The organism is Streptomyces sp. URMC 124 (genome assembly GCF_051386455.1).
Taxonomy (GTDB): domain Bacteria; phylum Actinomycetota; class Actinomycetes; order Streptomycetales; family Streptomycetaceae; genus Streptomyces.
This window is the reverse complement of the sequence record NZ_JBPQTS010000125.1, coordinates 1-22,965: the sequence shown is the minus strand read 5'-3', so window position 1 is coordinate 22,965 and position 22,965 is coordinate 1. Positions and strand designations below refer to the sequence as shown.

The window sequence follows — 22,965 nt, the reverse complement described above, 5'->3', positions numbered from 1 at the left end:
ATCCTGCGTGCCAAGGGCATCCCGGCCTCGTACGACGGCATCAAGCGGAACGTGATGCGTGAGTCGACGGGTAACCCTCGTGCGATCAACGACTGGGACATCAACGCCGTCAACGGCGTCCCGTCCAAGGGTCTGCTGCAGATGATCGACCCGACGTTCAAGGCGTATCACGTCGAGGGCACGTCCTGGGACATCTACGACCCGGTCGCCAACATCACCGCCGCCTGCAACTACGCGGCCGACAAGTACGGCTCGATGGACAACGTCAACTCCGCGTACTGATCCACAGACACCGCGCGAGGGCGGTGGCACCCCTCATCAGGGGCGCCACCGCCCTCGCCGCATACCCGGGCCATGCCTCACAGGGGGACACGCCGGATGGCGACGAGCGCGGCGTCGTCGTCGAGGGAACCGCCGACGTGGGCGAGGAGGTCCTGGCGGATGCGCTGGATGAGGCGCTGGGGCTCGCGTTCGTTCCAGGAGGCCAGGCGCTCGGCGAGGGGGTAGAAGTTGCCGCGGGGGTCACGCGCCTCGATGACCCCGTCGGTGTAGAGCACGAGGAGGTCGCCGTCGTGGAAGGCGAAGGCCTCGGGTTCGTAGTCGTCCTCCGTCGTGGGGGTGCCGAGGCCGAAGGGCAGGTCGGGGTCGGAGACCGCCAGCGTGGTGACCTCGCCGTCGCGGACGATCAGCGGGGGCGGGTGGCCGCAGCTGACGAGGTGGACCAGGGGCCGGTCGTCGGGGATCTCCAGCACGGCCGCCGTCACGAAGCTCTCGCCCGCCGCGAGCTCGTCGGCGGGTTCCTCCGCGTCCCAGTAGACGGTGTTGTGCAGGTGGGCAACGAGACGGGCGAGAGGCGGGAAGCGGTGGGCGGCGGCGCGGAAGGCGCCGAGGAGCAGGGCGGCGTCCCCGACGGCGTTGAGCCCCTTGCCGCGGCAGTCCCCGATCAGGACGCGGGTCGCGCCGCGGGCGCGGACGGCCGCGTAGAGGTCTCCGCCGATCTGTGCCTCCGCCTCGGCCGCCGCGTACTCCGAGGCCAGCTCCAGGGGTCCGATGCGCGACGGAAGGGGCTTGAGCAGGACCTTCTGTGCGACGTCGGCGACCCATCGGGCCCGGTCCAGCGCCTGCTCGTGGCGTTCGCGCAGGGCGCGGAAGGCGACGATGAAGCAGACGGCCAGGAACAGGGCCCCGGTCTGCGTCTGGTGATCGGCGGTCGCGGTCCGGCCGAAGATGACGCCGAGGGCGATCTGGCCGCCTACGGCCAGGGCGCCGATGAAGGCGGTCAGTCGCTTGCCGCCGAAGGCCGCGGTGAGGGCCGGGGCCGCGATCAGCAGGGGGCCGAGGTGGATGTCGGGGCCGCTCAGCAGGTCGGCCGCCATGATGGCGGCGATGAGGAGCAGAGGGCCGGCAATCAGCGCGCGCCGACGTCCCGTGGAGCCGGGCCCCGCCGGAGGGAACTGAATGCGCATGCCCCTTGCTTACCTCTCCACCCCCTCTGTGCGGCTCCTACGACACGGGCCGGATGCGCAGCCGCCCTCCCTCCCGCAGGACGCCCGCCGTGCAGCAGGCCCGTGAAGGGCCCGGCCGCGCGACGGGCGGGTGGAATCAGCTCGGATTCGGCTGGAGCCGGCTGGAGCCGGTCGGAGCCGGTCGGAGCCGGTCGGAGTCAGCCGGAGTCAGCCGGAGTCAGCCGGAATCAGTCGGAGCCGCCGGATCAGTGGTTCGTGCCGGAGGCCCAGATCGCCTGGCTGCCGTCGTAGATGACGACGTTGCCGTCGTCCTGCACGACCAGGCGCGAACCCGGGTGTCCGCCGGTTCTGGACGACCAGACGGCCTTGCCCGAGCGGGTGTAGACCACGAAATTGCCGTCCTCCTGGAGAACGGCCCGCCACCCCTGGCCAACGGTTCTGGAGGCCCAGCGGGCTCTGCCGAACTCGTCGTAGATCACGAGGTTGCCGTCGGACTGCATGACCAGGTGGGCGGTGTCGGAGGCAAGCGACTGGTCCCGCTCCAAGGCGAACGGGGCGTAGACGGTACGGGTGGCCTGGACGCCCGGCTTGGCCGCCGCGCTCGCGGCGGCCGGGGTGGCCGCTGCCGCCGCGCTCGCGTGGCCCGCGGTCTGCGCGGCGCCCGCCTGCCCGGCGAAGGCGACGACGGAGAGTGCCACGGCCGCCAGCAGGGTGGTGGTCCTCGTGGTGGTGGTCCTCTTACTCACGAAAGTTCCTTTCGTCGAGTGGCGCATCCACCGCGGCCCCGGTCGGGGGCCGGGCGCGGTGCCCCGGTCAGCCTTGGGCGAGGCGCCCGGATGCGGCCGGATGGGGACTGCACCGGACTGTATGCATCCCCCGTGCGCCGGCCGCCGCCGTTCGCCTCGCGATGACGCATTCGTTTCACTGTTTGGCCGGAGCGTCAGCCGTGACGTACGCCCCTGCCCGCGCGGCCGCGACGGCAGCCGCGGCCGCGCGGTCCGCCGCCGCCTCGTCGAGCGCCGCGCCGGTGGTCAGCAGGCGGTAGTAGAGGGGAGCGGAGACGGACCGGACGACCTCGTGGGTGTCGGTCCCTTCGGGCAGCTCGCCTCGTTCGACGGCCTCCCGGACGCAGGGCTCCCACTCCGCGACGCGGGTGTCGTAGAAGAGGCGCAGGGCCGAGGCCGTCTCGTCGTTGCCCGTCGCGGCGGCGATCACCGCCTTGAAGAGCGGGCCCTGGCGCGGGTCGGCCAGCGTGCGCTGCACGAGGCGGGCGTTGGCGCGCAGGTCGCCTGCGAGCGTGCCGGTACGGGCGCGCGGGAGGGACTGCTCGGCCATGTCGGCGAGCAGGTCGGCGACCAGGCCGGAGGGCGTTCCCCAGCGGCGGTACACGGTCGTCCTGCCGACGTCCGCGCGACGGGCCACGTCGGCGAGGTCGAGGCCCGCGAGCCCGCCCTCGGCCAGTGCGTCTCCGGCGGCCTGCAGCACGGCGGCTCGCACGCGGGCGGTGCGCCCGCCGGGACGAACGGTTCCCGGTTCCGCACTCCTGGGCTCCATAACGGGACTCCTATTCCATTAGTGGCTCGGGCTCTGCTACGGTAAACCCATCTTAACGGGACGCCAGTCCCGGTAGCGGTGTCGTTCCGCGCCCGTGCGGCGCAGGGGCGGCACGAGGGGACACAAGGGGAAGGGAACCGCTGTGGAATTCCGACGACTGGGCGCTTCAGGACTGATGGTTCCGGCGCTGAGCATGGGCGCGGGCACGTTCGGCGGGCGTGGGGAGCTCTTCGGGGCATGGGGCAACACCGACGCCGAGGAGGCCCGGCGCCTCATCGACATCTGCCTCGAGGCGGGCCTCAACATGTTCGACACCGCCGACGTCTACTCCGCCGGCGCTTCGGAGGAGGTGCTCGGCGCCGCGATCAAGGGCCGCCGCGACGAGGTCATCCTCTCCACCAAGGCGGGCCTGCCCATGGGCGAGGGCCCGGCGGACGCGGGAACCTCCCGCTCACGCCTCGTCAAGGCCGTGGACGACGCCCTGCGCCGCCTCGGCACCGACTACATCGACCTCTTCCAGCTCCACGCCTTCGACGCGGGCACCCCCGTGGAAGAAGTCCTCTCCACCCTCGACGGCCTCGTCCGGGCCGGGAAGATCCGCTACACCGGCGTCTCCAACTTCGCCGGCTGGCAGTTGATGAAGTCCCTCGGCACCGCGGAGAAGCACGGTTACCCGCACTACGTCGCACACCAGGTCTACTACTCCCTCATAGGCCGCGACTACGAGTGGGAGCTCATGCCGCTCGGCCTCGACCAGGGCGTGGGGGCCGTCGTCTGGAGCCCGCTGGGCTGGGGACGCCTCACGGGGAAGATCCGCCGGGACCGGCCGCTGCCGGCCGGCAGCCGTCTGCACGCCACCGCCGACTACGGACCGCCCGTGGACGACGAGCTGCTGTTCCGCGTCGTCGACGCCCTCGACGAGATCGCTGAAGAGACCGGAAAGACCGTGCCGCAGATCGCCCTGAACTGGCTGCTGCAGCGCCCGACGGTCTCCTCCGTCATCATCGGCGCCCGCAACGAGGCGCAGCTGCGGCAGAACCTCGGCGCGATCGGCTGGAACCTGACCGCCGATCAGGTGGCGAGGCTCGACGCCGCGAGCAGCACCACCGCGCCGTACCCGTACTTCCCCTACGAGCGCCAGGAAGGCTTCGCCCGCCTCAACCCGCACCCGGTCCGGCGCATGGAGCTTCCGCAGAGCGCGGACGGCGAGGCGTAGGCGACGAGGCGCAGGCGGCGGATCTCCGTCCGGTCCGCTCCGCGGACCGCGAGCCGGACGGAGGCCGCAAGGGTCAGGCAGGCAGGACCGCTTCGACGGCCGAGACGACCTCGGGGGCGTCCGGCTCGGTCTGCGGGCTGAAACGAGCGACGACGCTGCCGTCCTGCGCGATGAGGAACTTCTCGAAGTTCCAGCGGATGTCACCGGTGTGACCCTGCGCGTCCGCCGTGTCCACGAGGGCGGCGTACAGAGGGTGCCGCTGCTCGCCGTTGACGTCGGTCTTCTCCGTCATGGGGAAGGTCACGCCGTAGGTGGCCGAGCAGAAGGACGCGATCTCCTCGGCGGACCCGGGCTCCTGCCCCATGAACTGGTTGCACGGCACGCCCAGCACCGTGAACCCGCGCGGGGCGTACTGCGCGTGCAGCTTCTCCAGCGCCGCGTACTGCGGGGTCAGGCCGCACTTCGAGGCGACGTTGACGACCAGGACGGCCTTGCCGCGGTACTGCGCGAGATTCGCGGGGCCGCCCTGGAGGGCGCCGATCTCCACGTCGTGGATGGACACGATGGCTCCTTGACTTCTGCTCGGCTGCTGCATGATCAGTTCGACTTGCCTGTGGGCCAGTATGCCTCTGCTCCTCTGCTCCTCTGCCCCTATGTCCGTCACGCACGGCCGCTTCACGACAACCCCGCGATCATGCGTCCGGGCCCGCAGGACCGGGCAGGCATGTACTGCCGTCCCGTCGGCCTCCGGCCGGAGGGCGGCGCTGTCACGGCGGCCGAGCGGGAGGAGCGGGAGTGGGATCGGACCGGCATGCTCAGGCGATGACGTTCACCGGCGCCGATGCGGTGCGGCACTACGAGAAGGCCTTGGAGGCCTTGCTCTTCTTCCGCTCGGAGGTCGTCACCGAGGCGGAGGCGGCGGTCGCCGACTCCCCGCGCTCGGTCATGGGCAACGTCCTCCTGGCCTACCTCGGTCTGCTGGGCACGGAGGAGAAGGACGCGGCGGCGGCGCGGAAGTCCTTCGAGGACTTCCGCAGGGGCGTGCACCTCTCGGAGGTGACTCCGCGGGAGCGGATGCACGTCGAGGCCGCCTCCTCCTGGCTGAACGGCGACCTCCTGGGAGCCGGCCGGGTGCTCGGCGAACTCCACGTCGCCCACCCGCGGGACGCGCTGGCCCTGGCGGTGGGGCATCAGATCGACTTCTTCACCGGCAACGCCGTGCTGCTGCGCGACCGCATCGGCGGGGCCCTGACCGCCTGGGACGAGGACGACCCGCACTACGGCCTGCTGCTCGGCATGTACGCGTTCGGCCTCGAGGAAGCGGGCCACTACGCGCAGGCGGAGCAGGCAGGCCTGTCCGCAGTGGAGCGCAACGCCCGCGACGTGTGGGGCATCCACGCCGTCGTCCACGCGTACGAGATGAGGGGGATGTTCGCCGACGGCATCCGCTATCTGGACGAGCGGACGGCCGACTGGGCGGACGGCAACTACCTCAACGTCCACAATTCGTGGCACTACGCCCTCTACAACCTGGCGGCGGGCCGTACCGACCGGGTCCTCGGCGTCTATGACGCCGTCCTGCACCACGGGGAATCGGCCGGGCTGGCGATGGAAATGCTGGATGCGGCGTCCCTGCTGTGGCGGCTTTACCTGGCCGGCGACGGAACCGGCCCTGACACCGGCGACGGAACCGGCATCGCCATCGACGCCGGTGATCGCTGGAGCGCGCTCTCCGACGCCTGGGCGGCACGGCAGGACGGCCCCTACTACGCCTTCAACGACGCGCACGCCGTCATGGCCCACGTCGGCGCGGGCCGGATCGCCGAGGCCGAGAGCCTCATCCGGGACCGGGAAGCCTGGGTGCGGCAGGCCGGCCCGCACACGGCCGGCCAGTCCAACCTGGCGATGACCGCCGAGGTCGGCCTGCCCGTGTGCCGGGCGTTCGCCGCCTACGGGCGGCGCCGCTACGACGACGTCGTCGCCCTCCTGCTCCCGATCCGGCACCGCCTGCACACGTTCGGCGGCAGCCACGCGCAGCGGGACGCCGTCCAGCGGACCCTGGTGGAGGCGGCCGTGCGCAGCGGCCACCACGACCTCGCGCGCACGCTCCTGAGCGAACGCCTCAGCGTACGGCCCCTGTGCCCGTACACCTGGGGTGCGCAGGCCCGGCTCGCCGACCGGCTCGGCGATACGGCGGGGGCCGATGCCGCGCGGCGTCGTGCCACCGCGCAGCAGGCCTCGGTGCCGGCATCGGCCGCGGCCTCGGTATCGGCATCGGCATCGGCATCGGCGGAGGTCTGAACCGGCGTGAGCACGTACACGTCGCCGTACACGTCCCCGTACACCCCCACCTTCGTCGTCGGCACGGGCCGCAGCGGCTCGACGGCGCTGTCCCGTATCGTCAACGCCCACCCGCACGTCCTCAGCCTGAACGAATTCATGGCCTCGGTGGGCGACACCGCCTTCCCCGAAGGCAAGCTGACCGGCGAGGAGTTCTGGCAGCCGCTCGCCCGCCCCGTGCCCCGCTACGAGCGGCTGATCCGCAGCGGGCTGCCGCTTCCGGAGTTCCTCTACACGCGCCGCCCCGGGCGGTACGCGTCCGAGACCACGGGCATTCCCGCGCTCTCCCTGATGGTGCTGCCCCACCTCACCGACGACCCGGACGCGCTCCTCGACGAACTGCGGGAGTCGGTCGTCGGCTGGCCCGAGCGCACCGCCGCCGAACACCACCTGGCGCTGTTCGGCCTGCTCTGCGCACGGTTCGGGCGCGCGGCCGTCGTGGAGCGCTCCGGCTACTCGACGCGCTGGATCCCGCAGCTGCGGGCCGCCTTCCCGCACGCACGTTTCGTACACCTGTTCAGGGACGGCCCGGACTGCGCCCTCTCCATGAGCCGCCACGTCGGCTTCCGCACGATCTGCCTGCTGCGCGAGATCAAGGCACGGGCCGGCGTCGAGGACCTCGCCGATCTGACCGACGAGCACGTGCGCGCCTTGCCGCCGGATCTGGCCCCGCTCCTCGAAGACCGCTTCGATCCGGCGCTCGTACGGGACCGGGACCTGCCGCTGCGGGGGTTCGGAACCCTGTGGTCGGACCTCGTCATCCAGGGCATCGCATTCCTCGGCCCCCTGCCCGAGGGCCGGCGCACCACCCTCGCCTACGAAGACCTGCTCGACGCCCCGCGCGAGGAACTGACCCGCCTCGCCGCGTTCGCCGGCGTCGACCCCCTCCCGCAGTGGCTGGACGCCGGGTGCGCGCTGCTCGACCACAGCCGGCGCGGCTCCGCCCGCCAGCTGACGGCCGCCGAACTCGGCGAACTGAGGGAGAGCTGCGCCCCGGGCATCCGGGCCCTGGAAGGGCAGCCGAGCCGCTGACCGGGCGTCCGATAAGCGCCCCGGGAGACTTGACCACGCATCCTCGGCGAGTGGCGGGTGTCACAAGCGGGGTTACCGGGCTCCGCCCGCCCTTCCCGCCAGGATGGGTTCATGGAGATAGGTATTGCCTTGCCCCAGTACGGCAGCCATGCCCGGACCGAGGTGATCGCGGGTTTCGCCCGGGACGCCGAGGCCGCCGGATTCGACTCCCTGTGGGTCGGTGACCGCGCACTGACCCCCGTGGCTCCCAGCGACATCTATCCGGGGCACACCCCCGAGAACCCCTACCCGGAGCAGTACAAGACCTTCCTGGACCCCCTCACCGTGCTGACCGTCGCCGCCACGGCCACCGGCCGCGTGCGGCTCGGCACCAGCACCCTGACCGCGCCCTGGCACCCGCCCCTGCTGCTCGCCCGGACACTCACCTCCCTCGACCGGGTCAGCGGGGGACGGCTGGACGTCGGGCTCGGCGTCGGCTGGCTGCGCGACGAATACACCGCCGTCAACGCCGACTTCGGCCGGCGTGGTGCCCGCCTGGACGAGATCCTCGACATCCTCTACGGCATCTGGAGCGAGACCGAGTTCGGCCACGACGGTCCCCACTGGAGCATTCCCCGCGCCCACGTCGGCCTCCGGCCCGCCCAGCGGCCCCGTCCGCCCGTCTACCTGGGCGGCTTCACTCCCGCCGCGATGCGCCGCATCGGCCGCCGCGCCGACGGCTGGGTCGGCGTCACCGTGGCGCCTGGGATGCACGCCGCGCTGTGGGGCGCGGCCCGCCGCGCCGCGGAGGAGGCGGGGCGCGACCCGGACGCCCTGAAGCAGCACATCCGGCACAACCCGCGCCCGGGCGCCTCGTACGAGGACATCGCCGAGGTCCTGGCCGGAGTGCGGGACTCCGGCGCCGACAGCTGCTTCATCGACCTGCAGCAGTCGGTCTCCGAACCGCAGGAGGCACTGGACCTCGGCATCAAGGTGCTGGAACGGGTCCGCGCGGGTGGTTGAGGGCCGGGGCGGACGTTACGTCAGGTGCCTGGCTCGTACGCTTTGAGGCCGCTCGACAGCTCGCCGCTCGACAGCTCGCCGCTCGACAGCTCGTCGCTCGACAGCTCGCCGGGGTGTCCGTCAGTCCGGTGCGCCGAATGAGTACGCGAGTGAGTACGCGTGCTCAGGACGGAACCGGCCGGGTTCCGGATGCTGTGATCATGACGACGACGCCTCACCTCGCCTTTCTGCCCGCGCCCCCGGCGCCCGTTCCGCCGGCCCGGCCGGGCAATCAGCGGATGCTCGTGGCCGGCGCGGTGGCGGCACTGGTCCTGCTGCTGGCCGCCGGCGTCGCCGCCGGTTGGTGGCTGACGCGTGACGAGGACTCGTCGCCCTTCGCCGGCCGCCCCCGGGTGACGGACGGCGCCGCCGGGCTCTCCTACGCGATCCCCGAAGGGTGGGAGCACCAGGAGCAAGGGAAGCTGATAGGCGCCTTCACCTCGTCGGTCACCAAGGAACACGCCGGTACCGGTCCAGGTACCGGCTCCGCTTCCGGCTCCGGCGACAGCACCCGCGGCGAAGGCGGCAGCACCGTCCTCGCCGGGCGCGCCGCGGCCGTGCCCCAGCCCGCCTTGCAGCGGCAGGCCGAGCGGGCGGCGCGCTCGAACGCGGTGTTCTTCTATCCCGACGGAAGCTCCGAAGTCGAGGAATCCCGGGCGGCGACGGTCGACGGCCGCCCCGCGCACACGGTGGCGCTGAGGGTGCGCGACGGCAAGCGCGGCGGCACCGGAGGCCCGGAAGGGTCCGGGGGCGAGGGGCATCTCCGCCTGACTCTGGTCTCGGTGGACGACAGCCGCTCGGCCTTCCTCCTCGGCATCGCCCAGCCGGGCGGCCCGGTGGAAGCCCGAGAGGTGGACCAGGTGATGGAGAGCGCCTCTCTGAACTGAACCGCAGAAAAACGGAACGACCCCCTCCGATCGGTGGGGGTCAGTCGTTCGCCCGGCGGGGGCCGGAGCGCCGACTGCCCTCCTTATGGCCAATATTCCCGGCTGTCCCCGTACGGCAGGATCATCGTCAACTTCCGCATCACCCCTCATGTCCCCCCTTGAAACAGAGGAGCAGTATGCGTGTTGCGATGAGACCTGCGAAGCCGGCGAGACGGCAGCGGCCCGCACTTCAGCGGATGTTCGCCACCACGGCCTTCGCCGGGATGATGGCCGCCGCCTCAGCGGAGCTCGCCCACGCCGCCCCCGCCCCCGGGCCCGGCGGCGACCGGATATCCCGGGCGAAGCAGACCGGACTGGAAGGCTTCCACGGCTACAAACCCGGTCACCTCGACTCGATCCTCGAAGGGCTGCGCCCGGTGGGCACCGCCGGGAACCACGATCCCGATTGGAAGGGGCTCTACCTGGCCGAGACCACCGGCCACGCCGCCGGATACAGCACGAACGAGGCGGGCACGGCGGCCGGGGGAGTGGTCAGGGTGACGCTTCCGGAGGAGGTGGACGTCGCCACGGTCCACCTCGCGCATAAGGCGAACGAGACCGGCGAGGAATTCCTGAAGCGCCAGCTGCAATTCGTGAAGAGCGAGTTCGGCGTCCCCGAGGACAAGCCGCTGATGGACGCCCTCGGCGAGAAGAACACCGTCCTGAAGATCGCGGACGACGGCACCGGGCAGAGCGAGCTCATCGTCCCGTGGAAGGTGGCGGAGCGCGGAAAGGCGGAGAAGGCCGTCGAATTCAGGGGCAAGAACTCCGCCCTGGACGCCGCGATCTACGCGGCCGCCCCCGCCAACTGCCTCGCCCCCGCCGGCAGCTCCGGACGCGCGAAGCGGGCCGCGGACCGCTGCCTGCCCGTGGACTGGGACGAGGTCGAGGTGAAGGCCAAGGCCACGGCCAAGAAGGTCGCCCGGGACGCCGGGCACGTGGAGCGGCTGCCGCAGCGCAAACCGAAGGGCCCGACCTGGAGCGAGGCGCACGCCACCGCGGAGCTCACCCACGCCAAGGTCCGCGAAGTCAGCGGCACCCACGTGGCCGCCACCGCCGCGGGCGTCGGGACCTGGGTCTACGGCATGGCGAAGACCTTCTCCGACAAGGACGCCACCACTCTCGACAAGGTGGCGGTCACCGGCGCCGTCGTTCCCGGCCTCGGGCAGGCCCTCGGCATCGCCGACGGGATCCGGCACGGTGACCCGGAGGCCGTCGCCGTCAACGCCGTGGCGCTCGCCGCTCTCGCGGCCGCCCAGGTCGTCCCCGTCGTCGGCGAGGTCGTCGACGCGGCCCTCCTCGCCGAGCAGCTCGTCGAGGTGCTCGTCGACGTCTTCCGCACCGCGACCGCCGACCCGCCCCCGGCACCCCGTCTCGAGACGGGCGTCCTGCCGATCCTGCCCGTGCCGCGGGCCTCCCTGCCGTGCAGCGTGTGGTGGACGTACATGGACGTCCTGTGGGAGACGGCAGGGAAGGTCCCGCCGCACGAGAAGGTTCCCGCGAAGACGCAGGTCGTGGTGAGGGAGCGCGGCGGGAGCGAGTACGCGTACCCCGTGGCCGACGGGAAGTCCCCCGGCTGGCTGGTTCCCCACGGGCTCGGCTCCAGCCGGACCTTCGACGTCTTCTACCGGCTGAAGACGGACCAGGGCCGGATCCTGGAGTCGAAGCAGCGCGCCGTCGTCCGGGCGAAGGCCGAAGTGGCCCAGTGCAACACGCTCATCTGGAACGAGGACTGGCAGCGCTGACGCGATCGGCGACGCCGGCGCGCTCCGCGGCGGACGGCGGTGTCCGCGGCCCGGCGCGCCGTGGCTCACCCGCCCGGAGGGCCGCCGTCCCGCGGATGCGCGGGACGGCGGCCGCTGGTGTCCGCCAGGTGGCTGGCGGTCGCGTCGCGGTCCCCGGCGGGGCCCCCTCCCGTGCGTTAGTGTGTGGGCTCGTCGGACAGCCGGCAGGTGGCGACGGGCACGTGCGCCGTCGCGCCTTCCGTGCCGTCGTCACGCGGCCGGGACACAGCAGTGCCCGCCGCGGGGCCGGCCCCGCGGCGGGCAGGCCGGAGAGTTGGCTCCACGGGGCGTACTGGTGATACGCCCCGCGGGTCAGCCCCTGCCGGTCATCGCCAGGGCCAGAGCGGTGAGGGCCGTCAGCAGCTCCACCCAGGGCGTCACTGCTCGGGCCGCGCTGCGGACCAGGTTCCAGTCGACCGGCGCTTTCGGCCTTCTGTGCTGCACCATGTGTGCGCCTCTCCTCGGACCAGAGACCCGCCGGCCGGCGAGACCCTAAGAGGGCCCTCGGGTGTGGCAGCGCAACCGGCCCCTCCCGAGACCCCTGGGTGAGGCCCCGACGTGACAGGCTGACCCGGGGTCAGCGCTGGTACTGCACAAGGTAACTTTATGGGCGTAACACCCAAATGCATGGTATTTGGCAGATGAACGTCGGCGAGTCCCTTCCTCCGCAAACGCCGCCCCGTGGACCGCGCGCGGCCTACGGAGGCGGGTCGTGGGGGAGGGCCGGGCGCGCACCGAGGCGGGTGACCGCTTCGGCACCGGCCCGGCAGCCCTGACGCGCCGCCGCGACAGGACCCTGGCCCGCCAGGCGGGCGGCGAGGAAGGCTCCGGTGAAGGCGTCGCCCGCGCCCGTGGTGTCCACCGCGGTGGCGGGCTCGGCCGGGACGCGGGCGACGACCTCGCCGCAGGAGGCCACCAGCGCGCCCCCGGCGCCCTGGGTGCACACCACGAGGGGGAAGTGCCGGCTCAGCTTGGCCGCCGCGTCGGCCGGCTCCGGCAGACCGGTGAGGAGCGCGGCTTCGTCGTGATTGGGCAGGAACGTGTCCGCACCCGCGACGGCCTCCAGGAAGCGGTCCACGCCGAAGCGGGCGATGAAGCCCGCGGATGCCGGGTCGATGCTCACCGGCACGGAGCGGGCGCGCGCCGCCTCCATCGCCGCGCGGGCGGCCGTACGGCTCGCGTCCCCGAAGAAGAGGTAGCCGGAGACGTGCAGACGGCCGGCTCCGGCCAGCAGGCCGTCACTCCAGTCGGCAGCGGACAGACGCAGCACCGCCCCGCTGTCGGTGAGGAACGTCCGCTCGCCGTCGGGGCCGACCAGGGAGACGACCGTGCCGGTGGGCGCCTCGGGGTCGGTCACCAGGTGCGGGCGGACCCCGGCCCCGCGCAGCGCGCGCTCGTGCAGGCCCGCCGCGTCCGCGCCCACACGGGCCAGGAGACGTACGTCGCGGGCACCCGAACGGGCGGCCCAGCAGGCCACGTTGGCGCCCGCGCCGCCCGGGAGGGTCGCGATGCGCGCCGCCGTGTCGGTCGCGGGAGCGAGCGGCGTGCGGTGGCGGGCGACGACGTCGGTCACCACGTCGCCCACGACGAGCAGCGCCGCGCCGGCCGTCCCGGCGCCGTCGCGGGTGCCGGTGCGGGTGCCGGTCATGCGGCGTACGCCGTCGCGATCTCGGCCGCCAGGCGCACATTGCCCCGCACCGCGGCCACGTTGGCTTCCAGGGAGGCGCCGTCGGTGTGCCGGACGAGGTAGTCGAGGAGGAAGGGCGTGACGGCCTGCCCCGTGACCCCCTCGCTCGCACACGCTGCCAGCGCCTGCGCCAGCACCCGGTCGTGCAGGGCCGGGTCGAGCTGCTCCGCCGCCGGGACGGGGTTCGCGACGATCAGGGCCGAGGGCGGGCCGCCGAGCGCGTCCTGAGCGTGCAGCACCCCCGCCACCTCCGCCGCCGAACCGGCCGTCCAGTCGACGGGCTCTCCGGAGCTGCTGAGGTAGAAGCCCGGGAATTCCGCCGTCCGGAAGCCCAGCACGCCGACGCCCAGCGTCTCCAGGCGCTGCAGGGTTGCCGGCACGTCCAGGACCGACTTCACCCCCGCGCAGACGACCGCGATCCGCACCTTCGCCAGCAGGCGCAGGTCCGCCGACTCGTCCTGGGTCTGCGCCCACTCGCGGTGCACCCCGCCGAGGCCGCCCGTCGCGAAGACGCGGATCCCGGCCCGGGCGGCCAGGAAGGCGGTCGCGGACACCGTGGTCGCCCCGCTCGCCCCTGCCGCGACCGCCGGTGCCAGGTCGCGGTGGCCCAGCTTGCGGAGCCCGCTCTCGCCCGCAACCCGCGCCAACTGCGCCTCGTCCAGCCCGACGTGGGGCCGCCCGTCCAGCACCGCCACCGTCGCGGGGACGGCGCCGCCGGCCCGTACGAGCTCCTCCAGCTCCTCCGCCACCTGCAGGTTCCGTGGCCGGGGCAGGCCGTGCGCGATGATCGTCGATTCGAGGGCGACCACCGGCCGGCCCCGGTCGAGGGCCTCGCGCACTTCGTCCGAGACACACCACGGTGGCCGGACCAACTCTTCGGACGCCGCCACCACTGACTCTTCTGACATCGCAGGCCCTCCTGTCGCGCCGAGCACGGCACTGCTCACCGGATCCTCGATGCACAGAGCTGTTCCCCGGGACGCGCGGCCGGAAGCGTAGCGGCTTCCCGCCAACTTGCAGGGGTCCCATCCGGCATCTGCCGTTTCCGGGCGAACGGCTATAGCGTGCGGCCTTGCCCGGCCCCCGGCCCGGCCCCGGCGCGGGCTTCGGGCCGCGGACAAGCACGGCACGTGGGGCACGTACGGCACGCACGGCATGTACGACTCATGATCCAGGCACTTCTCTCGTACGAGGAAGGGGACACATGAAGTCGCACTACCGCCTCCTGGGAGTCGTGGCGGCCGCCGCAGCGACTCTCTTCACCTCCGGCGTCACCGGAGCCTCCGCCGCGGTACCGGACACCAAGCCCGGCACGGACGGCGCGCTCTCCTACGGCTGGATCCGCAACGCCAACAGCGCCCACTGCCTGGCCGTACCCGGTGGCAGCACCGAGAACGGCATCGGGCTCATCCAGTGGGGCTGCGGCAGCTGGCGGGACCACTACTGGCAGTTCGAGTACGCCTTCAACAACGGCGGGCGCAACTACTACCGCATAAGAAACCTCAACAGCCAGCAGTGCCTGGCCGTGCCGGGCGCCAGCACCACGCCGGGCACGCAGGTCATCCAGTGGCCGTGCGGCACCTGGGCGGACCACTACTGGGGCATCGACGCCACCGGCAACGGCACGCGCCTGGTGAACTGGAACAGCGGCCAGTGCCTCGCCATCCCCGGCGCCAGCCGCGTCCAGGGCGAGAAGGCCATCCAGTGGCCCTGCGGCACCTGGGCGGACCACTACTGGAACATCTAGCGGCCGCCTCGGGCGCGCCCACTGCTGGAAACCGTGCCCGGCGGGATCCGTCCCGCCGGGCACGGCACGCCGGTCCACCGGGAAAGGGGACGTAAATAACGGTTGGGAACGCTCCGGCTGCAGCGGCTAGATTTGCGCGGTTGATTCACTCCACGAGAAAAGGCTCTATGCGCAAGCTCACGCAGGGTGCGGTATCCGTCGTCCTCACGATCGGCGTGCTGTCCGGCTGCTCGTCAGCCGCGGACAAGGACGGCGACGGCACCCGGGAGTCCACGGCCCCGGCCGAATTGGCCGCGAAGAACGAGAAGGCCGAGAAGGCCGAGAAGAACACCGGCAGGCCGGACGCGAAGAAGGTCACCCGGATCGGCCCCGCCGGCTCGGCCTGTGAGCTTCCGGTGTCCTTCGAACTCGCCAAGGCGTGGAAGCCCTCGGGCCTCTCCGCCGAGGACGGAAAGCTCCTGGCCGAACTGACCGGCCACACGGCGTTCAGGGGCAGCTGCGAACTGGACGCCAAGCCCGCGGGCAACATCGGCTTCATGCGCGTATGGACGACCGACCGGGCCGGCTCCTCGGCACGCGGGGCGCTCGAGACGTACATGGCCGAGGAGAAGCACGTCACCGACCGGAAGATCAGCGACGTCAAGGCCGGCGACCTGGCCGCCGCGGAGGTCGTCTACACGCAGAAGAGCGCCCTCACGGACGAGCCGAGAGAACAACGAGCCCTCGCGGTGAAGACGCCGAAGGGCGTCACCCTCGTGCACCTGGGCGGACTCGACAGCCAAGAGCACAAAGAAATGCTCCCGGCCTACGAACTGGCCAAGAAGACCATGACGCTCACGTCCTGAACCCGCCCCCCCCGTACGGCGTCGGCGCCGGGCCGATCCCCTCATGGCCGAGTTCAGTCGAACCGGATGTGCTTGATCCCCGTCCAGACGCGGCGCAGCCGTCCTTGGAGAGCCCGGTCGGTATTCGGGACGAGGGACAGCCCGGCCGAGGCGGCGATGTGATCGGCGACTTGCGGAACGGTGATCCGGTCGGTCCACACGTGCTCCGCGAATTCGGGCTTGCGCAGGCGCTCCAAGCACAGGTCGAGCTTCGACACGGCGAAGCTCTCCCGGCGCAGCGGAGCATCCTTTCCCGCGATGACCCGCACCACGTGCCCGAGATTCCGCTCGCGGAGCCGCCTGAGAACGGTTCGCCGGTCGGCCAGGAGGGCGAAGTGCCGGACGTCGTGACCGCGTTCCCGCAGCCGTCCGACGGTCTCCTGGAAATAACCGGGCTCCACGATCGTCATGGGCACGATCAGGGTCCCGTCGTACTCGGTCAGGGCCAGGTCCAGCACCTCGTACACGCCCTGCCGCCATGCGCGAAGGTCCTGGAAATCGCCGCGCAGCGATGCGGGCAGCATCCGGTGCAGGCCAAATCCGGCATGCTCGGGATCACAGACGACACTGCCCGGAAGCCGGCGCCGGAGTTCGTGCGCGGTCTGCGTCTTGCCGCCGCCGAACGGCCCGTTGATCCACAGGAGCATGCACCGACACTACGCCGGTCCCGGGAGCTCGCGCCTCCGGGACCGGCGATGCCGGTCCTCAGCCGCCCACGTACTCCGCCAGGTGTTCGCCGGTGAGGGTGGAGCGGGCGGCGGCGAGGTCGGCGGGGGTGCCTTCGAAGACGATCCGGCCGCCGTCGTGTCCGGCGCCGGGACCGAGGTCGATGATCCAGTCGGCGTGCGCCATGACCGCCGGGTGGTGCTCGACGACGATGACGGACTTGCCGGAGTCCACGAGCCGGTCGAGCAGGCCGAGGAGCTGCTCGACGTCGGCGAGGTGCAGGCCGGTGGTCGGCTCGTCGAGCACGTAGACGCCGCCCTTCTCGGCCATGCGGGTCGCGAGCTTGAGGCGCTGCCGTTCGCCGCCGGACAGCGTGGTGAGCGACTGCCCGAGGCCGAGGTAGCCGAGACCGACGTCGGCGAGCCGGGTGAGGATCTTGTGCGCGGCGGGGATGCGCGCCTCGCCGTCGGCGAAGAACTCCTCGGCCTCGGTCACCGACATCGCCAGCACCTCGCTGATGTCGCGGCCGCCGAGGCGGTATTCGAGGACCGAGGCCTCGAACCGCTTGCCCTCGCAGTCCTCGCACGGGGTGGCGACACCGGCCATCATCGCCAGGTCGGTGAAGATGACGCCGGCGCCGTTGCACGTGGGGCAGGCGCCCTCGGAATTGGCGCTGAACAGCGCCGGCTTCACGCCGTTGGCCTTCGCGAACGCCTTGCGCACGGGGTCGAGCAGACCGGTGTACGTCGCGGGGTTGCTGCGCCGGGAGCCGCGGATCGCGGTCTGGTCGACCGAGACGACTCCCCTGTCGGCGGGGAGCGAGCCGTGCACGAGCGAGCTCTTGCCGGAGCCGGCCACTCCGGTGACGACGGTCAGCACGCCGAGCGGGATGTCTACGTTCACGTTCCGCAGGTTGTGCTCCGTCGCGCCGCGGACCGGGAGCTTGCCGGTGGGCTTGCGGACCGATTCCTTCAGGCCGGCCCGGTCGCCGAGGTGGCGGCCGGTGACGGTGCCGCCCGCCCGCAGCCCCTCGACGGTGCCTTCGAAGCAGACGGTGCCGCCCGCCGCACCGGCGCCGGGGCCGAGGTCGACGACGTGGTCGGCGATCGCGATCGTCTGCGGCTTGTGCTCCACGACGAGCACCGTGTTGCCCTTGTCCCGGAGCCGCAGCAGCAGGTTGTTCATCCGCTGGATGTCATGGGGGTGCAGGCCCGTGGTGGGCTCGTCGAAGACGTACGTGGTGTCGGTGAGCGACGAGCCGAGGTGGCGGATCATCTTGACCCGCTGTGCCTCGCCGCCCGACAGCGTGCCCGACGGCCGGTCGAGCGAGAGGTAGCCGAGACCGATCTCCACGAACGAGTCGAGCGTCCCCTGCAGCGCGGCGAGCAGCGGCGCCACCGACGGCTCCTTCAGGCCCCGCACCCACGTGGCCAGGTCCCTGATCTCCATCGCGCAGGCGTCGGCGATGCTCACCTTCTTGATCTTCGATGAACGGGCCCCCTCGCCGAGCCGGGTGCCGTCGCACTCGGGGCAGGTGGCGAACGTCATCGCCCGCTCCACGAACGCGCGGACGTGCGGCTGCAGTGCGTCGACGTCCTTGGACAGCATCGACTTCCGGATCTTCGGGATCAGCCCCTCGTACGTGAGGTTGATCCCGTCGACCTTGATCTTGGTCGGTTCCTTGTGGAGGAGGTCGTGCAGCTCCCTCTTGGTGTACTTGCGGATCGGCTTGTCCGGGTCGAAGAACCCGCAGCCGGTGAAGATGCGGCCGTACCAGCCGTCCATGCTGTAGCCGGGGATCGTGAGCGCACCCTCGCTCAGCGACTTGGAGTCGTCGTAGAGCTGGGTGAGGTCGATGTCCGAGACCGTGCCCCGCCCCTCGCACCGCGGGCACATGCCGCCCGTGCGCTGGTACGTCGCCTTCACCGCCTTCTTCGCACCGCGCTCGACCGTGATCGCGCCGCTCGCCCGCACCGACGCGACGTTGAAGGCGTACGCGCTGGGCGGGCCGATGTGCGGCTTCCCGAGCCGGCTGAAGAGGATGCGCAGCATCGCGTTAGCGTCCGTGACGGTGCCGACCGTGGAGCGGGGGTCGGCTCCCAGCCGCTGCTGATCCACGATGATCGCGGTAGTCAGCCCTTCCAGCACGTCGACCTCGGGCCGCGCCAGTGCCGGCATGAAGCCCTGGACGAACGCGCTGTAGGTCTCGTTGATCAGCCGTTGCGACTCCGCGGCGATCGTGTCGAACACCAGTGAGCTCTTGCCCGAGCCGGAGACGCCCGTGAACACCGTCAGCCGGCGCTTGGGGATCTCGATGCTGACGTCCTTGAGGTTGTTCACGCGCGCGCCGTGCACGCGGATCAGATCGTGGCTGTCGGCAAGGTGCGGCGCGGGCGGCTGGGTCTTCGCCCTCTTGGCCGTGCTCATCGTGTCTCTGTCTCCGTACGAGGTCGTGCAGGGTCGTGGATGCCGGCAGGGCAGCGCCCGGTGTCCGCGGGCGCCGGACTCACTGCCCGCGGGGCTGGGTGAAGCGGAGCATGTTGCCGGAGGGGTCGCGGAAGGCGCAGTCGCGCACGCCGTAGGGCTGGTCGACCGGCTCCTGCATCACCTCGCCGCCCGCGGCACGGATGCGCTCGAAGGTCGCGTCGCAGTCGTCGGTGTGGAAGATGACACCGCGCAGCTGCCCCTTGGCCAGCAGTTCTGCCATGGCCTGCTTGTCGGCGGCCGAGGCGTTGGGGTCCGCGAGGGGCGGTTCGAGAACGATGTTCACGTCGGGCTGCGACGGCGCGCCGACGGTCACCCAGCGCATTCCCTCGAACCCGACGTCGTTGCGCACCTCCATCCCGAGCACGTCCCGGTAGAAGGCGAGCGCCTTGTCGTGGTCGTCGACGGCGATGAAGCAGGAGGAAAGCTTGATGTCCATGCGCTTCACGCTACGGGCGGCCGTCACGTTTCGCTTCTCCATTCCTGACCGGTCGGACCGGCCGCGTGTGGATCTTGGCGATGCAGGGCGGGACGGCGGCGCCGTCGTCGTGACCGCGGGCCCGGTACGCGCTCGGGCTCTCGCCGACCAGCTCGGTGAAGCGGGAGCTGAACGACCCCAGCGAAGTGCAGCCGACCTCGAAGCAGACCTCCGTCACCGTGAGGTCACCCCGCCGCAGCAGCGCCTTCGCCCGCTCGATCCGGCGTGTCATCAGGTAGCCGTACGGCGTCTCGCCGTAGGCCGCTCGGAAGCTGCGGGAGAAGTGGCCCGGCGACATGAGGGCGAAGCGCGCCAGCGCGGGAACGTCGAGCGGCTTCGCGTACTCGCGGTCCATCAGGTCACGGGCCCGGCGCAGGCGGACGAGGTCATCCAGGTTCACGCGACCAGCATCGCACCCGGCACTGACAGGCGCCCGTCCCGATCCCGGTGCCGGCACGGGGAAGGAGCCGGCCGGATGGTCGCGCTCACCGTCGTGGAAGGTCCCGGAGATCACGTAGACCTCCTCGGAGCCCGGCTCGTGGAGATCCACTCCCTGCGCCGCGCCCACTCCCGCGGGGCGCGGGTGGTTCGCCGCCCGGCGCCGTTCCTTCCGCGTCACGCCTCTTGCGCCGGCGCCGGGCCGCGGGTTTCCTCGTTGCCGCACCTCGCGCACCGAGCCGTAACCCGCCCACCGGGAGGAGACCCCCGTGTCCTTACGCCTCGCACGTTCCAGACAGGCCCGCCGCCCTGCGCGCACCATACTGCTCGGCGCGACCCTCAGTACCGTGGCAGCACTTGCGACCGCCGCGCCCGTACGAGCCGCCGCCGTAGCCCCCGCTCCGGTCCCGGCCCCGCCGTCCGGGCCGTCCGTGGCGGTCGCGCTCGGCGACAGCTTCATCTCCGGTGAGGGCGGCCGCTGGCTCGGCAACACCGACCGCTACGACAAGGGCCGCAACGGCACCGACCGCGCCTGGACCGGCACCGCGTACGACCCGGGGCGCGTCTACGGCACGACGGCCGCGGTCGGCGGCTGCCACCGCTCGGACGTCGCGGAGATCCTCACCGCGCCCCTGCCCGTGGCCGAACGCGTCAACCTCGCCTGCTCCGGCGCCGAGACGCAGCACGTCCTGAGCACCGCCCGGGGCGGTCAGCCCCTCAACGGGGAGGCGCCGCAGACCGACCGGCTCGCGCAGATCGCCCGCACCAAGAAGGTCACGCTCGTCGCCCTGTCCGTCGGCGGCAACGATCTCGGCTTCGGCACCATCATCGGAGACTGCGCCTACGACTGGGCGTTCAGCCGCCTGTGCTGGAAGAAGCAGGCGGCCGAGGCCGACCGCAAACTGCCCGCCGTCCGGGCGAAGGTGTCCGCGGTGGTGGACGACGTCCGGGCCACGATGGCGGCCGCGGGCTACGGCGACGGCGACTACCGCCTCGTCCTGCAGTCCTACCCGTCACCGATTCCCGGCGGCGAGGAGTTCCGCCTGCGCGAAGGCGACCCGGACCGCCTGCGCAGGGACGGCTGCCCCTTCAACGACCGGGACGCCTCCTGGGCCCGCTACACCCTCGTTCCCCGGCTGTCCGCCCTGCTCCGCGACGTCGCCGCCTCCCGGGGCGCGGACTTCCTCGACCTCAAGGACACGATGGCGGGACACGAGGTCTGCGCCCTCGGAACCACCCAGGTGGGCGCCGCCGGACCCGACGCGCGCCACCACGAGTGGTTCCGCTTCCTCGACTACGCCAACACCCAGGGCACGCTGGACGAGTCGATGCACCCCAACGCCTTCGGCCAGCGGGCGCTGGGAGCCTGCCTCGGCCTCGTGGCGGCGGCCCGGCCCGGCCGGTACGGCTGCGTCGCCGACTACCTGGGCGACGGCTCGCCGGCCGCCATGCGCATCCGCCCGGCGCAGGACTAGGTTCAGCCGCGGGTGGCCGCGAAGGGGCCGCCGGAGCCGAAGGCCAGGGCGGCGAAGCGCTCACCGATGCGGCGGTGCGCGGCGGCGTCCGGGTGGAGCTGGTCGGGCAGCGGCAGTTCGGCGAAGTCCGCCTCGCCGTAGAGCTCGCGGCCGTCGAGGTAGTGCAGGTTCGGGTCCTCGGCCGCCCGCTGTTCCACGATGCGGGCCAGTTCCTCCCGGATGACGTTGAGGGTCAGCTTCCCGAAGGCCCGCTCCGCGGGGTCCCCGGTGGCCTGGAACCGCAGCTTCCCCTCGCTGAGCTCGCTGAAGTCCGGGGCGCTGGGGCCCGGGGTGTCCTCGTGAATGGGACACAGAATGGGGGAGACGACCAGGAGCGGGACGGTCGGGTGGCCCTCGCGGATGGTGTCGAGGAAGCCGTGCACCGCAGGGCCGAAGGCGCGCCGGCGCATCACGTCGGCGTTGACGATATTGATGCCGATCTTGATGCTGATCAGGTCCGCGGGGGTGTCGCGCAGGGCGCGGGCGGTGAACGGGTCGAGCAGAGCACTGCCGCCCAGACCCAGGTTGGTCAGTTCCACGCCGCCGAGGGAACCGGCCAGCGCGGGCCAGGTCGTACTGGGGCTCGCGGCGTCGGAGCCGTGGCTGATCGAACTGCCGTGGTGCAGCCACTTCCTGCGGCCTCCGTCCGGCACGGGCTCCACGGGGGCGTCGGTGCGCAGGGCGACCAGCTGGGTGATCTCGTTGTGCGGCAGCCAGATCTCGACGTCCTTGAGGCGGTCGGGCATGCCGGAGAACCGGACGGTGCCGACCGGGCCGGGACGGGTCTCCGTGGACCCGTTGGTCAGGTCGACCATCAGGACGTTGCCGCCGGTCACGCTCGACCGTCCGGCCGGGCGGCCGTCGACGAGCAGGTCGTAGACGCCGTCGGGGCGGGGTGGGGCGCCGCGGTAGACGTTCTTGGTGCGCAGGGCGTCGAGCTCGACCACGGTGGCCCGTGTGCGGAACACCAGCCGGACGCCGGAGGGCTGGGCCTCCACCATGGTCAACTGCCCGTCCGTGCACTGGGCCCTGGCGCGGGCGGGCAGCCGGTGCGGCAGGATCCCGTGTTCGGTGTGCTCCAGGTCCAGGGCGCCGCGCAGGAGGTCCGCGGTGATGGGGACGGTGATGGACGCGGTGGCGGGTGTCGTCGTCCGGTCCGCCGCCGGGGCCGCGGCGGGGGTGCCGGGTGCGCTGCCTACGTCGCTTGCGTCGTCTACGTCTTCGAGCCGGTCGTTCATGGTTGCATTCTGCGCGGCGGATGCACGGTCCGCCGAATCATTATCCGTTCGCTTTTTCCGTCCATCGGAGGAATCTCGCGGGAAGGCGAGTGGGGACGCCGGCGGACGTGCAGGCTGTTCCGCGTGACGGGGCGGCGGAGAACACGGTACGCAGTGATGCTGGCCACGGCTGCCGTGCTGGCGATGGCGGGCGAGGCGGCGGCCGACGACGGCGGCGCGAGTGTCGCGACGGGCAACACGTCGGTGGACGCCGTCCTGCACCGGCTGCCGAGCCTGCTGCCGCCGCATCCGCCCTCGAACGTCACCGTGAACGCGTTGGGCGGCAACGCCCGGGCGGAGGTGGACGACAACGGCCAGGGCTGCCTGGACGTTACCGCGCACGTGCTCACCGTGGACGCGGAGGTGTGGCTGAAGTGCCGCAAGGCCCGGCCGCCTGCCCCTGCGCCCCCGGCTCCGGCCCCTCCTGCTCC

23 protein-coding genes are annotated in these 22,965 nt (G+C 72.0%); 11 read left to right on the top strand and 12 right to left on the bottom strand.

Annotated features, from left to right (window positions below):
- Nucleotides 1-282, top strand: a 282-nt coding sequence (locus ACSNOG_RS23575) for a transglycosylase SLT domain-containing protein (protein ID WP_436754696.1), incomplete at its 5' end; no start/stop codon positions are given.
- Nucleotides 283-359: 77 nt separating this feature from the next.
- On the opposite strand, the gene ACSNOG_RS23570 is transcribed toward ACSNOG_RS23575, so the two are convergent.
- The 3 genes from ACSNOG_RS23570 to ACSNOG_RS23560 all read right to left on the bottom strand — a co-directional run bounded on the left by ACSNOG_RS23570 (nt 360) and on the right by ACSNOG_RS23560 (nt 3,020).
- The gene (locus ACSNOG_RS23570) at nt 360-1,466 is read right to left on the bottom strand and encodes a PP2C family protein-serine/threonine phosphatase (protein WP_436754695.1); all 1,107 of its coding nucleotides are present in this window, start codon (nt 1,464-1,466) and stop codon (nt 360-362) included.
- A gap of 245 nt (nt 1,467-1,711) precedes the next feature.
- Entirely contained in the window at nt 1,712-2,212 is a 501-nt protein-coding gene (locus ACSNOG_RS23565; protein ID WP_436754694.1) for a hypothetical protein, read from the bottom strand.
- A gap of 175 nt (nt 2,213-2,387) precedes the next feature.
- The gene (locus tag ACSNOG_RS23560) at nt 2,388-3,020 is read right to left on the bottom strand and encodes a TetR/AcrR family transcriptional regulator C-terminal ligand-binding domain-containing protein (RefSeq protein ID WP_436754693.1); all 633 of its coding nucleotides are present in this window, start codon (nt 3,018-3,020) and stop codon (nt 2,388-2,390) included.
- 142 nt (nt 3,021-3,162) lie between these two features.
- Between ACSNOG_RS23560 and ACSNOG_RS23555 the strand changes: the two genes are divergently transcribed.
- Nucleotides 3,163-4,236, top strand: a complete 1,074-nt coding sequence (locus ACSNOG_RS23555; protein WP_436754692.1) for an aldo/keto reductase — start codon at nt 3,163-3,165, stop codon at nt 4,234-4,236.
- A gap of 73 nt (nt 4,237-4,309) precedes the next feature.
- Here the strand turns inward: ACSNOG_RS23555 and ACSNOG_RS23550 are convergent, their stop codons facing one another.
- Entirely contained in the window at nt 4,310-4,798 is a 489-nt protein-coding gene (locus ACSNOG_RS23550) for a glutathione peroxidase (protein WP_436754691.1), read from the bottom strand.
- A 260-nt stretch (nt 4,799-5,058) separates the two neighbouring features.
- Here ACSNOG_RS23550 and ACSNOG_RS23545 point away from each other — a divergent pair, with 260 nt between their 5' ends.
- From ACSNOG_RS23545 to ACSNOG_RS23525, 5 genes are all read left to right on the top strand, one after another.
- Entirely contained in the window at nt 5,059-6,537 is a 1,479-nt protein-coding gene (locus ACSNOG_RS23545; protein WP_436754690.1) for a tetratricopeptide repeat protein, read from the top strand.
- 6 nt (nt 6,538-6,543) lie between these two features.
- Entirely contained in the window at nt 6,544-7,608 is a 1,065-nt protein-coding gene (locus ACSNOG_RS23540; protein ID WP_436754689.1) for a sulfotransferase family protein, read from the top strand.
- Nucleotides 7,609-7,719: 111 nt separating this feature from the next.
- Nucleotides 7,720-8,610 carry a TIGR03619 family F420-dependent LLM class oxidoreductase gene (locus ACSNOG_RS23535; RefSeq protein ID WP_436754688.1) on the top strand — a complete coding sequence of 297 codons (891 nt, stop codon included), beginning with the start codon at nt 7,720-7,722 and terminating at the stop codon, nt 8,608-8,610.
- Nucleotides 8,611-8,810: 200 nt separating this feature from the next.
- A complete protein-coding gene (locus tag ACSNOG_RS23530) occupies nt 8,811-9,536 on the top strand; it encodes a hypothetical protein (protein WP_436754687.1) in 726 nt (241 codons plus the stop codon).
- 188 nt (nt 9,537-9,724) lie between these two features.
- Nucleotides 9,725-11,320: an ADP-ribosylating toxin gene (locus tag ACSNOG_RS23525; protein ID WP_436754686.1), complete on the top strand. Its 1,596-nt coding sequence runs from the start codon at nt 9,725-9,727 to the stop codon at nt 11,318-11,320.
- Between the two features lie 351 nt (nt 11,321-11,671).
- On the opposite strand, the gene ACSNOG_RS23520 is transcribed toward ACSNOG_RS23525, so the two are convergent.
- The 3 genes from ACSNOG_RS23520 to ACSNOG_RS23510 form a co-directional block, all read right to left on the bottom strand.
- Nucleotides 11,672-11,806: a hypothetical protein gene (locus ACSNOG_RS23520; protein ID WP_256791784.1), complete on the bottom strand. Its 135-nt coding sequence runs from the start codon at nt 11,804-11,806 to the stop codon at nt 11,672-11,674.
- 250 nt (nt 11,807-12,056) lie between these two features.
- On the bottom strand, nt 12,057-13,007 hold the full coding sequence (locus ACSNOG_RS23515) for a carbohydrate kinase family protein (RefSeq protein WP_436754685.1): 951 nt from the start codon (nt 13,005-13,007) through the stop codon (nt 12,057-12,059).
- Complete coding sequence (locus ACSNOG_RS23510; protein ID WP_436754684.1) at nt 13,004-13,954, bottom strand: pseudouridine-5'-phosphate glycosidase; 951 nt, start codon at nt 13,952-13,954, stop codon at nt 13,004-13,006. The genes ACSNOG_RS23515 and ACSNOG_RS23510 overlap by 4 nt, the downstream gene beginning before the upstream one ends.
- Before the next feature lie 296 nt (nt 13,955-14,250).
- On the opposite strand from ACSNOG_RS23510, the gene ACSNOG_RS23505 reads away from it, so the two are divergent.
- On the top strand, nt 14,251-14,793 hold the full coding sequence (locus tag ACSNOG_RS23505) for an RICIN domain-containing protein (RefSeq protein ID WP_436754683.1): 543 nt from the start codon (nt 14,251-14,253) through the stop codon (nt 14,791-14,793).
- Between the two features lie 167 nt (nt 14,794-14,960).
- Nucleotides 14,961-15,638 (top strand): lipoprotein, encoded by a 678-nt coding sequence (locus tag ACSNOG_RS23500; RefSeq protein WP_436754682.1) that lies wholly within the window; start codon nt 14,961-14,963, stop codon nt 15,636-15,638.
- A 53-nt stretch (nt 15,639-15,691) separates the two neighbouring features.
- On the opposite strand, the gene ACSNOG_RS23495 is transcribed toward ACSNOG_RS23500, so the two are convergent.
- From ACSNOG_RS23495 to ACSNOG_RS23480, 4 genes are all read right to left on the bottom strand, one after another.
- Nucleotides 15,692-16,324 (bottom strand): AAA family ATPase, encoded by a 633-nt coding sequence (locus ACSNOG_RS23495; RefSeq protein WP_436754681.1) that lies wholly within the window; start codon nt 16,322-16,324, stop codon nt 15,692-15,694.
- A gap of 58 nt (nt 16,325-16,382) precedes the next feature.
- Nucleotides 16,383-18,770 carry an ATP-binding cassette domain-containing protein gene (locus tag ACSNOG_RS23490; protein WP_436754680.1) on the bottom strand — a complete coding sequence of 796 codons (2,388 nt, stop codon included), beginning with the start codon at nt 18,768-18,770 and terminating at the stop codon, nt 16,383-16,385.
- Nucleotides 18,771-18,849: 79 nt separating this feature from the next.
- Nucleotides 18,850-19,266 carry a VOC family protein gene (locus ACSNOG_RS23485; RefSeq protein ID WP_436754679.1) on the bottom strand — a complete coding sequence of 139 codons (417 nt, stop codon included), beginning with the start codon at nt 19,264-19,266 and terminating at the stop codon, nt 18,850-18,852.
- Between the two features lie 10 nt (nt 19,267-19,276).
- Nucleotides 19,277-19,705, bottom strand: coding sequence for a helix-turn-helix transcriptional regulator (locus ACSNOG_RS23480; RefSeq protein ID WP_436754678.1), 429 nt, complete (start codon nt 19,703-19,705; stop codon nt 19,277-19,279).
- Between the two features lie 385 nt (nt 19,706-20,090).
- On the opposite strand from ACSNOG_RS23480, the gene ACSNOG_RS23475 reads away from it, so the two are divergent.
- Nucleotides 20,091-21,218: a GDSL-type esterase/lipase family protein gene (locus ACSNOG_RS23475; RefSeq protein WP_436754677.1), complete on the top strand. Its 1,128-nt coding sequence runs from the start codon at nt 20,091-20,093 to the stop codon at nt 21,216-21,218.
- 2 nt (nt 21,219-21,220) lie between these two features.
- On the opposite strand, the gene ACSNOG_RS23470 is transcribed toward ACSNOG_RS23475, so the two are convergent.
- The gene (locus ACSNOG_RS23470; protein ID WP_436754676.1) at nt 21,221-22,495 is read right to left on the bottom strand and encodes a GDSL-type esterase/lipase family protein; all 1,275 of its coding nucleotides are present in this window, start codon (nt 22,493-22,495) and stop codon (nt 21,221-21,223) included.
- 156 nt (nt 22,496-22,651) lie between these two features.
- Here ACSNOG_RS23470 and ACSNOG_RS23465 point away from each other — a divergent pair.
- Nucleotides 22,652-22,965, top strand: a 314-nt coding sequence (locus tag ACSNOG_RS23465) for a hypothetical protein (protein ID WP_436754675.1), incomplete at its 3' end; no start/stop codon positions are given.